This is a genomic window from Eisenbergiella sp. OF01-20, assembly GCF_003478085.1.
Classification (GTDB): Bacteria; Bacillota; Clostridia; order Lachnospirales; family Lachnospiraceae; genus Eisenbergiella.
Genome location: NZ_QUES01000004.1, coordinates 262,403 through 274,039, shown reverse-complemented (window position 1 = coordinate 274,039; position 11,637 = coordinate 262,403). Strand labels below are relative to the sequence as shown.

At 45.3% G+C, this 11,637-nt stretch carries 14 protein-coding genes; all 14 read right to left on the bottom strand.

All coding sequences use genetic code 11. The features are described 5' to 3' along the window. Positions 1 to 75: 75 nt before the first annotated feature. Complete coding sequence (locus DXA36_RS08235) at positions 76 to 1,377, bottom strand: DNA cytosine methyltransferase (protein ID WP_171905559.1); 1,302 nt, start codon at positions 1,375 to 1,377, stop codon at positions 76 to 78. Positions 1,378 to 1,386: 9 nt separating this feature from the next. Beyond that, a complete protein-coding gene (locus tag DXA36_RS08230) occupies positions 1,387 to 2,247 on the bottom strand; it encodes a conjugal transfer protein TrbL family protein (RefSeq protein WP_069431805.1) in 861 nt (286 codons plus the stop codon). 28 nt (positions 2,248 to 2,275) lie between these two features. After that, complete coding sequence (locus DXA36_RS08225) at positions 2,276 to 2,716, bottom strand: hypothetical protein (protein ID WP_069431806.1); 441 nt, start codon at positions 2,714 to 2,716, stop codon at positions 2,276 to 2,278. Positions 2,717 to 2,806: 90 nt separating this feature from the next. Further along, positions 2,807 to 3,055 (bottom strand): hypothetical protein, encoded by a 249-nt coding sequence (locus tag DXA36_RS08220; protein ID WP_069431807.1) that lies wholly within the window; start codon positions 3,053 to 3,055, stop codon positions 2,807 to 2,809. 59 nt (positions 3,056 to 3,114) lie between these two features. Next, on the bottom strand, positions 3,115 to 3,453 hold the full coding sequence (locus DXA36_RS08215) for a DUF3852 domain-containing protein (protein ID WP_069431808.1): 339 nt from the start codon (positions 3,451 to 3,453) through the stop codon (positions 3,115 to 3,117). 69 nt (positions 3,454 to 3,522) lie between these two features. Continuing rightward, positions 3,523 to 3,987: a hypothetical protein gene (locus DXA36_RS08210; protein ID WP_069431809.1), complete on the bottom strand. Its 465-nt coding sequence runs from the start codon at positions 3,985 to 3,987 to the stop codon at positions 3,523 to 3,525. Between the two features lie 94 nt (positions 3,988 to 4,081). After that, on the bottom strand, positions 4,082 to 5,848 hold the full coding sequence (locus DXA36_RS08205; protein WP_069157754.1) for a hypothetical protein: 1,767 nt from the start codon (positions 5,846 to 5,848) through the stop codon (positions 4,082 to 4,084). A gap of 99 nt (positions 5,849 to 5,947) precedes the next feature. Beyond that, positions 5,948 to 6,487, bottom strand: a complete 540-nt coding sequence (locus DXA36_RS08200; RefSeq protein WP_069431810.1) for a DUF6550 family protein — start codon at positions 6,485 to 6,487, stop codon at positions 5,948 to 5,950. Between the two features lie 117 nt (positions 6,488 to 6,604). Beyond that, a complete protein-coding gene (locus tag DXA36_RS08195) occupies positions 6,605 to 7,153 on the bottom strand; it encodes a hypothetical protein (RefSeq protein ID WP_069157756.1) in 549 nt (182 codons plus the stop codon). After that, positions 7,150 to 7,554 carry a DUF4320 family protein gene (locus DXA36_RS08190; RefSeq protein ID WP_087758498.1) on the bottom strand — a complete coding sequence of 135 codons (405 nt, stop codon included), beginning with the start codon at positions 7,552 to 7,554 and terminating at the stop codon, positions 7,150 to 7,152. Before DXA36_RS08190 ends, DXA36_RS08195 begins: the two co-directional genes overlap by 4 nt. 113 nt (positions 7,555 to 7,667) lie before the next feature. After that, positions 7,668 to 8,540, bottom strand: a complete 873-nt coding sequence (locus DXA36_RS08185; RefSeq protein WP_069431811.1) for a secretion protein F — start codon at positions 8,538 to 8,540, stop codon at positions 7,668 to 7,670. 12 nt (positions 8,541 to 8,552) lie between these two features. Beyond that, complete coding sequence (locus DXA36_RS08180) at positions 8,553 to 9,482, bottom strand: type II secretion system F family protein (RefSeq protein ID WP_069157758.1); 930 nt, start codon at positions 9,480 to 9,482, stop codon at positions 8,553 to 8,555. Beyond that, complete coding sequence (locus tag DXA36_RS08175) at positions 9,476 to 10,831, bottom strand: type II/IV secretion system ATPase subunit (protein ID WP_069157961.1); 1,356 nt, start codon at positions 10,829 to 10,831, stop codon at positions 9,476 to 9,478. Before DXA36_RS08175 ends, DXA36_RS08180 begins: the two co-directional genes overlap by 7 nt. Beyond that, complete coding sequence (locus DXA36_RS08170) at positions 10,831 to 11,637, bottom strand: AAA family ATPase (RefSeq protein ID WP_069157759.1); 807 nt, start codon at positions 11,635 to 11,637, stop codon at positions 10,831 to 10,833. The genes DXA36_RS08175 and DXA36_RS08170 overlap by 1 nt, the downstream gene beginning before the upstream one ends.

Below are 11,637 nucleotides of genomic sequence, written 5' to 3'. Positions count from 1 at the left end.
TAATATATCCTGAGAAAGTCTTCTCAGGATTGTCGCGGCATTCGCCGAATGAACATGCAAGCATGTTCGCCCGGCTCATTGCTCGCACAAAAAATAGGCGATGCCGCATAGAATAAAATCCACACATGGCACCGCCACACTGTTTCCCAATGCTCTGTATCTTGCACTGTCACTTGCTCCCGGTATGTCTGTCCAGTAATCGGGAAATCCCATCAGCCTTTCGCACTCTAATGGTATTAGTCTGCGTACCAAGCTGCTGGTATCCACAATGCACTTGCTCTGGTCCACATATTGATTGCTGACCATCTTCTCATCCCCGGCACACAGACTTCCGCTGACCTCTTGATAAGGCTTTGGCATATTATCCGGATTGTACACACAATGCCTGTCTTCTGTGGTCAGGGTATAACTGATGCCTTGCTGGTACCCACATCCGTTTCCGCCATTCTTCTCCTTCCGGTTTACAATGTTCCCGGCAATGCAGAATGGCTCTTTGTTTACGGCAAGAGGCGGATTGGAACGTCCATGTGCAAGCAGGGTTCCGCTTTTGTTTTCATGCACATCCATCCGCTCTCCGCCCTGATCTAACAGGCAGATTACATAGTCTTTTCTGGGACTTGCCCTGCCTGCATCAGCAGTGCCTGTTTTAAAATAGCAGGCAACACCTTTCCTCTCTTCTCGCTTCTTCTGATAATTCCTCCACACGCTGTCGGACTCAAATAGTATTTCACCGGCACTGTGTCCTCCAAAATCTGCGACAAGGAAGATGCGATTTCTTCTCTGGGGCACACCCCAAAATTGAGCATCCAATACTCTCCAAGCAACAGAGAATCCTTCTCCCATAATAAGCCCGGCAGGAGTCCATGCCCCTCCCGGCGATCCAGGTATAGATATGTCTGCCTCTTTGATGCGGCAGACCTCTTCGAGGACTGTGTGGAAGTCGGCTCCGTGTGTTTCTCCACTGGAGAAGGCTCCCGGCACATTTTCCCAAAGCATATACCGAGGTCGAATAAACTCATCTGTCCGTCTTCTATGGTTTCTCATCCTCCTTCTGTCCTGTTTTCTCATTTCTTTTACAATCCGCACCTGTTCCATGAATAAGCCGGACCTCTCCCCTGCAAGCCCCTCTCTCTTGCCCGCCACGGATAAATCCTGACAGGGGGAGCCTCCTGCTATCACATCTACCACCGGCAGATTTGCCCCATGCAGTTTCGTAATATCCCCCATATGCTTCATCTGCGGAAAGCGGTATGCTGTCACCGCCATCGGAAAGGGTTTTATCTCGCTTGCCCACACGGGACGGATATCATTCATGGTAGCTGCCAGCGGAAATCCGCCTATCCCATCAAACAGACTTCCTAATTTCAACTCTATCATAGCACCACCTTATGCTGCCACTGCCTTCACGACCGTTCTGGTCATATTGATGGCGGTCTGGGCTGCATACACACTGCTCATGATATTGGTCTTGGTGCTGGTATCCAATCCGAACTGTCCTGCAATACGAGGCACTTCTGTGCTGGATAACATGAGTCCTAATCCTAACAATGAATGGTCTTTAAATACCATAAGTCCTGCGGTGAGGATAGTGGACTGCAAAAACGCAGTGATACAGATACCAATAACCTGCTTGCACCACTGGATAAATCCGTCTATGTATCCTCTGGGAACAGAGAACATATAAAGGCTTCCAACCGCTATCTGGATCAAGAGGATTCCGCCTCTTTTTAAGTTGGCAAAGAACACTTTGATTACTGCATACCCCATCATGACTGCACAAAAAATCATCAATATAGGATTTCCGATTCCCGGAAAAGATGCAGACATTAACACCTGCTGTGCTGTCAGTCCAATGCTTTCTGCATTGGTAATGCCCGTAATCGCCGAACCGAACATTCCTTGCAGGGATACACACAGCGAGTACAGGTTGACCGGCACTACCGTGAACAGACTTACCGCCATAAAACCTTTGATATAATTCATGGCAGTGTCTTTTATGCTTCCTCTGCCTCCCTGATACTCAATGGCACACTCAAAGGCTCCTACCACAAGTCCGACACCAAACAGTGCCCATCCAAAGTAACTAAAAAAAGTGGTAACTGCTTCTACCCAAGGTAATGCAAACAGTTCCACTCCCATGTTGTTCATCATCACAAAGAAATCATTTAAAAAACCTATGATTTTCCCATATATCCAGTCAAGTATCTGGTCCAGGATAGTCTCGGCCACAAAATCAAATATAAACATAGCTTGCCTCCTTCCTGTTTACTGCTCCCTATGTACCCATCTGCATGGTGCAATTCTGACTCTCCTGTGTCATTGACATATCCTGAAATATGGACAGATAGTTTTCCACAGTGTCTGCAACCTTCTGGTAGTCTGCCGCTCCCGGATGGAACACATACCACTCACTTTTTCCATTATCCGTCCAGATATGAGGATTTACTCCATCCTTAAAATTGGGATTGCTTACCTTGGGTTTACCCCAGATATCTGTAAACCGAAGCAGGACGCTGTCTACCACTCCTTCTCTTCTGTTGATAATGGATGCTTTTAAGCCTGCATAATGGTCACTTACTCCAAGAGTTACAAACTCTATTCTGGCTCTCAAATCCCCTCCAAGGGTTCCATAGCACATACGCCCTACATACTTCTGTTCTTTCAGAATGTCACTGTTTCCCATAATCTTTTTTAGTTCCGATTCAAAAAAAATCATATACACCTCCAAAACTCTATTTCCCCTTGCTGTAAAAAATTTAAGAAATAAAAAAGACATGCCAATCTCTCAGCACATCTTTTAGCGAAATTATAGTTGCAAACTATCAATCCATTCCTTCAGTTTTCTTTCGTTTTCCATTCTCTCCGCTTGTGTAGGTGGTCTTTTCGAAGGACAATCTGGATTTGAACACTTAATTATGGTTTCATTTCTTGTCCTTTCTCTTAAAACCTTTGTATGCGATTCCTTTATTTCATAATATTCTTTAACCCCTTGACCACAAGCGCATTTTTCTGAAGAAATCAATCTTTCTTCATCAACTTCCCAACTAGCACCCATACTTATCACCTTCCTTTTCTATATTTTACCGCAAGGAATAACCATGTCAAATAAAATATTTACATACCAAGAATCTTCCAGATATAGGCAGGTGCGGTCAGGGTAAAGACCAGACAGGCAAACAGAATTGCCGGAGCTGCCCATTCAAACTGTCCGTGCTTTCGGTAATCAAAATATGCTGTTCCTAACTTTGCAAAAAAGAATACTGCAAGGATCAAATCAATTGCAGGGAATACAACCTTGTTTACCACCGTCTTAATCTGTCCGGACGCATCTTTCCATGTTCCCTCAATGGCTCCGGCCACATCCCCGGTACCGGCTGCACATACAGTGGTTCCAAACATGCAGGAAAGCACAAGAACCAGCATTACCATCACTAACCATTTCTTTTTCTTCATTTCTCTTCCTTTCTCCTTTCGGTACAGAAAAAGACTGCCCGTAAGCAGTCCTTTTCCACTTGTTTTTAGTTACATTGTTATCTGAGGTGTTTGTGTCTGCTCCTGTAGCAGTTCCGCCACCTCATATATATTGGGGTTCTCATAGAACCTTAAATCTCCCCTGAAGCCTACCTTTAAGTGACTGAATTCCTCCCCAAGCCTCAGTATCTCCTCCGGCACCCCAGCAGGGAATTCCTGATTCCATATCACCCAATTTCCATTCTGATATCTTGGGGACAGCTCCAGCACCACATATTCCTCTGGCATAAACTTTGGATATCTCCTCGGCAATCCGTTTGTATCATAGTACAGTTTTCCTTCCTCCATGACCGTTAATTCCATCAGCCTTAAGGTATCCTCCAAGGAAGCGCAGAACCAGCATTCCGTATCTCGAAATTTCCTTATCCTACCGTCCTGTAAGATTAGCTCTATGTTCTCCCTTTTTGTGTAGTGATAAAGCAGACCTTTTGGTCTGTCAATTCTTTCATATGCCACTCAATATCTATGTCCTTTCTATAACCTGCGAACTTTGGGCCATCGGCACAAATTCGCGTGTGAAAAATCTTCCATATATGGATTTTTCACACTATTACCTTGCCCTTTGTGGTGCGATATGCCAGTCATCCCACAAATCACCCGATATCTGCACGGAGTCTGTCAGATTCACACTCAGCATTCCATCCGGTGTCCAGCAGTCCAATAAATAGGTGTAGACCGTATAGGTACCATCCGGCATCCAAATGGGGGTAAAATGTGTCCTGCGGTTATAGGTGGAATAATGGTTATTCCGAAATTCAAACCCAGCATGATATCCGCCACTTGTCTTCTCCAGTAATCTCCAATAGGTCTTATAATAAAACTCCGGGAAATAACTGACCGCTGTCTGCGGTGGTGTGGTTGATGCAGACTGGCTAGTGGATGCACTGGCATTTACACTGATGTTCACACCGTATCCACTCTTGATAGTGGTAGCTGTCGCAGTAGGGGATTTTGCATCCGTAGTAAGATCCATTGTTGCCGATAGGGATGCCGAATATCTGTCCAAATCAAACTCCCACCAGCCTTCATCCACATACTCTCCCTCATCTTCCCAATATCCATGACTGCTTTCACAGTCCTCCGGGCAATCTTCAGAATGAGAGCCAGTCTTCCACTCCCAATCACTATGCCATACCCATTTTTCTTTCCACCAAGGCCTCCATACACTCCATGATGCGCTTGTCTTTTGTGGATTTGCAGGAATAATGGCATTGTCTGCATTGTAGGAATCATTTCTGTCATCGGCTACCGGATTGGGCGGTGGATTCTTATCAAGGTCTACGATATTGGCAGTAATGGTTCCTTTACTTGCACTGCCTCCTCCGCTTACACTCACATTTATGGTGATGTGCTGTTCCGTGGATGGCGTATGCCACTTCACCCACACAACCTGCTGTCCGTCCTCCGGATAATACACATTATTTACGGTATAGTTCCTTCCGAGGATGCGGAAAGTCACGCTTACCGGATGGTCGGGATCGCTTTGTCCCCCACTTATGGTGACGGCTGTTACCACATCTGTGTCTACCCGGTACTCATAATCCGCTGCAATCACTTCCGGTGTTATCACCTCATCAAACCTTACAATACCAAGTCCTAACGAGCCTATGATTTCATCATCAGACACCTTCTGATTCTTGGCACCACCCCAAGCCGGATATCCCAAATCCGCAGTTTCAAGGAACATGGCAAGGGGCAGGTTCTTATGTGTCAGGGACGTCAGCTTTTTCCTTAACATACCGCCTCTGACCTGGTTATACATTGCTGCTTCTGTAGCGGTGAATGCAGTCCGTACTCCTTCAAACGTCACATACGCAATAGGTTCTAATAACAACTTATAGTCCCCACCTATCAACGTGTCATAATCCATCCCCACATATCCTGCTATGCTTCGAATAACCTGCTCATCCGTAAAATAACTTTTGATAGCGGCAAGACTGGCACTGCCTGATGATGTGGTAATAATCTTAGGCAGGGACTGTGCAGGAACATAATAATCATACCCTCCTACCTTTGCAGAAAGCCCTGCTCCACCTCTGTAATCAGACTTACATACTTTTCCAAAATGTACCTTGATATCACTTGGACTTCTATTTGTCAAATCAATGGATGCGGTCACTGCACTTCCATCACTGGCGCTTACCACTGTGACACGCACTCCTTCATCTCCTGTGTTCCAAAAGTTTGTATCCGTACCTTCTCCTAATCCTCCACCACCGTTGTCGATGTTTCCCTCTCCTTCAGCATGCACCGTCATGGGCGCCAGTGTGGATACGATTAACAAAAAAGTAAGAACCCAAAGTTTAAATCGTTTCATGTTGCCTCCCTTCAATGCAATGAACCACCTGCTGTTACAGATGGCTCACTGCATGAAAAAAGCACAGCGTTTTTTCACTGTGCCTCTTTCTTGGTATCCTTAATCCATGATACCTACCTTATTTCCGTTCTCATACATATCATCCGCATTCGTTCCCGAACCGGCACCCTCATCAGGTAACCATCCGAATCCTTCCACATATACCATTCCATCCTTGGTATCTCCGGTTTTTGGAGTATCATCCGCAGGCGTTTTCGTCTCTTCCGGCTCCTCATACTCTGGTGGTGTATCCGGCTTTGTGGTATCCGCATCCTCTGTTAAGGCAGGCGGTTCCTCCGGCTTTTCATCTTCCGTTTTTTCAGGCGTCTGCTGGATTTCCTGCTTTCCGCTCTCCATGCCATTCTCCGTTTCTGTTTCGATAACTAACTCTTTTGTTTCCTCTGTGCTTTCCGTTTCTTTCTGCACCGGCTCTGTCTTTTCCGTATCTACCACAAGTTCCATCTCTTCCGTAGTCTTGCTTTCTTCAGGTAACTCCTGCACCGGCTCCTTATAAAGCACCCTGCTGATACCGAAAATCAATAATACGCACACTGCTGCAAGTCCTGCGATGATAAGTCGTTTCTTTGTACTATCTTTCATAGCAATCCCTCCTGTATGTAATTTTTCATTTTTCTGTTTCTCAACCCACAACCTACCACACAACTTTGCATAAGTCTATCAAAATGTAATAGGTTGCATGATATCTGTAACATCTTACTAAAATTTTTCTGTATAGGCTGCCCGAACCTTTAGATTAATTGTCATATTTGTGATGATTTTTCCGGCAAATCTTACCGGCACCTCCAGCCGAATAGAGGCATCTGCATAATAGGAGCCGCCTCCTGCACCAAGAGCAGTATTGGGGATGGATACCGAAAGATTGCTCAAACGGTACTCCCTTTCTCCTCCGTTATTGACTCTTACATATCCATCCCCGTCCTCTTCCAGACCGAGTAAAAAACACATCCTGCTGTAAATATCCCCATAGTCCACTGAGGCTGAGAAAGTTTCCCCATCAGGCTCATAGCCTGCGGCATATCCTTCCCTTACACTGTGGTAAACCTCGTTATAGTTGTCATTGACTGTGGATATTACAGCAGACTCCATTGCATCCTTAATACCTGCAGCGGTAATCACAAGGCGCATGTATTCTGCAACTCCAAGGATAATAATCAGCATGCAGATGGTCACTGCCACCACTAACGGCATCATATTTCCTTTCCGGTCTTTTAACAGGGTGACAATCTTTTTCCTTAACTTCCTCATTTCCAATACACCTCACTCTTTCCGGAGGCTCTCGCACGGATGGTTATCGGGAACGAGCCAAAGTTTCCAAACAGCCCTAAATCCTTCTGCACTGTAACGGTTACCGTTACCTCTTCATTTAATTGCAGATTTCCGGTACTTGACCACTGCACAGTAGGGTGGAGTCCGGTTCTTTCTTCCAAGACCCTTTGTCTGTTCGAAGTCTCACTTCCTACCCTTCCATTGATTTCTGCCTCTCTTACCAGTTCGTCTGCAAAATTGTCTACCTGCATTTTGGTGATAAAGATGGGAAACAACCTTACACCAAGGGCAATCACCAGCATAACACATAGCACCATCACTGCCACATCGATATACCCCTCTCCCCTTTTATCATGCAGTATCTTTCTTATTTTCTTCATAGCATTCCTTTCTCTTAGGCAGAAGAATGGCTGTGCCATTCTTCTGTGTGAAACATAGTTATTCTTAGACTGCGTTCTTTGCAGGCTTAGAATAACTTTTCACACTGACCTCCCTAAAATAGCGTACCCATTGACTTGATAATCTCATAGATGATAATAGCGAAGTAAGTTGCCAGAAAACACATCAGCATGGCAAAGGAATACACTCTAATCTTGGGTGGTATCTTGGCTGCCTTCGCTTTCAGTCTCTGAAGCTCCGTCTGCTTAAAGTCATGGGTTAACATCTGGAAGTACACGGCTCCGTCATCTCCCCTTAATACACCAATAAGACCTCTGACCACATCCGATAACTGTGGGGAATTGAGTCTTGCTTCAAAGCGGGTTAGAGCTGCCTCGTAGCTGCTGGATCGCATGTCTGCACACACAATATCCAGTTCCTTCCGGAAGACTGCCCCGGCATTCTCCTTATAATGTTCCAGCATGGAAAGCACATCCCTGCTGTTTTTCAGTTCCTGCGTGATAGTAGATACAAAGCGGTATAACTCTTCCTCTATCTGCTCCCTTTTTTCTTTCAGCATTTCATCTGCCTTCTGGATTTCCTTGTAATAAATCATAATGCCTAAGAGGATTACAAATAGAACTGCCAGCGGAAACACATAAAGTGCCGGAATAATCAGCAAAAAGACACTTCCGGCTTTTAAGTATGCGTATGCGGTATATACTTCCGGTGTCATGCCAAGCCCAGATGCACGAAGCACACTTGCCATTCGGTTTTTCTTGTAATCATTGATACGGATGTATCTGGCAATCTTCACGGCTCCATCCATATAAAAGGCATCCAAGGTCTTGGATAACTGTTTTCCTTCCTTGCCTGTATCCATCATTACCCTGCTGGTCTTTAAGGTCGGCAGGCGTAATAGTCCTGCAAGCAGCAGAAAGAGACCTACAGAAAAGGTCAAAAACATACAAAATAATATCAGATTCATACTGCCTCCTTTCTACGACCTGTACTCTATCGGTTTTGTCAATCTGATTACATGGGCTGTGGATACAAAAATAATAATGCCTGCAATGCTTAACATGATCTGCCCCACCACCGTGTGCATCAGTGTGTGGTACCAATCCTTATTTAAGAAATATAAAAGGGGAATATTACCCACCACCAGCACTACCATTGTGATAAACTCTTTCCTCGGCTCCATGACCATATATTCCAGTTCTGCATTCACAATACGCATGTCGGACAGTTTGGCCACAATCGGTGTAAGAGTTGTCTTTAACGACCTGTCATACAGGCAGGCTTTTAAGGCATCCACCCATTCCTTAAACACATCATCTGCTATCCTTGTTCTAAGTTCATCCAAGGCCGCCTCCAAGTCCGGATCAATCAGACGGATTCTTGACACAAAATCCTGAAAGATGTTCTTTACCGGCGGATTTAGGTATTCCAGATTCTCTTCCACCGAAGTTAAGATATCCTCACTTCTAAGATACGCTGTAGTAATGATGGACAGTGCTGTTTCCAGTTCTGCCGACACATCCTTTTTAAAGTGGGATTCAGTCAGCTTAATGTACCAGAAGGGCAGGAACATAAACCCTACCGCTGCTACGGGTACCAGAAAGAGATTTCCAAGCATGACTGCTCCTGCGGCACCTGCGGCAAACAGTACCAGCGATACCGTGCATAAAAACGGGAAAGTGTTTTCCCTGTCCGTTGCCTTCAGGATACTCTGTATCTCTTCCACTTCTCTACTTAGGAAGGACTTTTTCTTTCTCTGTGTCTGCTCTAAAATCTCCTCACGGATGCCTTTTGGTCCATCCAACAGCCTCTTAAAAATATTACCGGTAAAATCCGTAAGATTAATGCCCAACAATAAAAATAAGCCTATGATGATACCCATACAGGCCATTACCTGCATTGTCAGCATACGCTTGCACCTCCTCCCGTAATTTTATTTAACACTTCCCTGGGCATTCCGTTTTCAAGGAACCTCTTTTTTAAGCTCCCTGAAATACCGCACACCTTTTTATGGATTCCGTTGATGATGAATTTATCTCCTTCCATCCGGTTTTCCGTAATTTCATAACGAAACAGGGAATTAAAATGTCTCTTTCCATCGGGTGTGATTTCACACTCCATGATTTCCATGAGCCTTCTTTTCTTGTTCTCAAGCTGCTTGGTAAATACCACGATGGGGAATGCCTCCGTTACCAAATCCATCAGCACCTCATCATCCATGTCGTATTTTCTCTTACACAGGGTTCTCATTCGGCTGTAGGTGGATTCACAACTGTTACTGTGAATGGTGGTAAGCACTGTATGCCCGGTTCTTGCAGATTCCTGTGCGGTATATGCTTCCGAGCTTCTCATCTCTCCCACACAGATAATCTCTGGGTTGAAACGCAGGGCCATATCAAGGAGCATATCCTGATCGATGTTCTGCTTTTCATTTTCGCTGAATCTGGTCAGGGTATGGATGACGCTGTTGGTTACCTTTCCATCCTTCTCCCTGACAAGAGCCAGCTCCCTGCTTCCGTTCTCAATGGTAAAGATACGCTTGTTATCGGGAATGGTAGTAAGGAGCCACCCTGCCAGAGTTGTTTTGCCGGAGCTGGTGGCACCTGCCACACAGATACTGATTCCATAACGCAGACATTCTGCCAGAAAATCTAGCATTTCATCGGTAGCGGTTCCTCCATCCACAAAGTCACTCTTTTTGAGACTCTGGGAATTTACGATTCGGATGGAAGCTGCAATACCTACGTCCTCATCCACAAGTGGTGTCTTTAACACCGCAATACGGATATTTTTACTCAAATGCCCAAGGACTGCCGGGGATGCATTATCAAGCACCATGCCGGACACATGGAGCATTCTTCGTATCACATTGATGGCATGCTCCGGGGACTCAAAGTGTTCCTCCATCTTCTCACATCTGCCATCGCTGTACTGCACCTCAATATCCCTCCATGAGTTGATATCGATTTCCTCAATGCCTGTTCCGAATATGTACTTGGTTAAAAAAGAAAACTCTGCCATTTCCGTATAAAGGTCATCGATTAGTTCTTCCCTTGTCTTTCCCTTTACGGTGATTCGATAATCTGCTATGTACTTTGAGATGTATCTCTTGACCTGCTGTTTTACCTCATCGTTCCCGCCTTCCACCATGAGGGTGGAATACTTGCTGGAGATATACTCCTGCACTTCCTTTAACACATCGGAGAATGCCCTGCCTTTTTCCTCCGGGGAAAAAAATAAATTCTGGTTATTTCCCATCATACACCGAACACCTCCTTGCTGATTTTCTCAATCTCTTTTCTGAATGCCCTGCTCTCCTTCAGTCCAAGCTCTGCCAACATATCTCCCTCCAGATACTGTGTTTCTACTTCCCTGCTGTGGGGAATCTGAAAGGAAACGGAGCCAAGCACCTGTTCCATATGGCTGCTTGCCTCCTGCTGTTTTACATTGGATGCCACCTTAAGCTGCTTATCCGCATCCCATTTGTTGTCACGAAGCAGTGGCAACTGTGAGGACAGATAACTGATGGATTTTAAATCACAGTTTACAAGTCTTAAGACCGTATCCGCTTCCATCAGTGCCACCGCCGACAACACATCTGAAGCAATGGTGCTTCCGCAGTCAATAATGACAAAGGGAGCCACCTCTCTTGCCTGCTCAATCAATTCCACAGCCTGTGTCTGGTCATAAGGCGGATAAGTGAACACGTTCTCCCCTTTTAACATCCCCACCATGCTTAAGTAATCATTCTTTCTGTAGAACATACAGTTTTTCTTAATCAGATTTTCCGTTACATGGGTGGCAGCAAGAATGCTCCCCAGGGACTTTTCTCCTTTCAAGTCCCCGGTTGCACAGATGCAGGGCAGGGGCGGTGTGGTCATGTCTGCAAAAATTAACAGCACATTTTTCTTTTTTCTGGCAAGATAATCTGCCAGCTTTACGGAAACCGTTGTCTTGCCGGAGGATGGACTCCCCCATACGGCAAGCACTCCACCCTGCACATCTGGCTGTTCCTCATCAAATCCTGTATTTCTCGTAAACAGAGAGTTCTGTTTAAAGTTCAC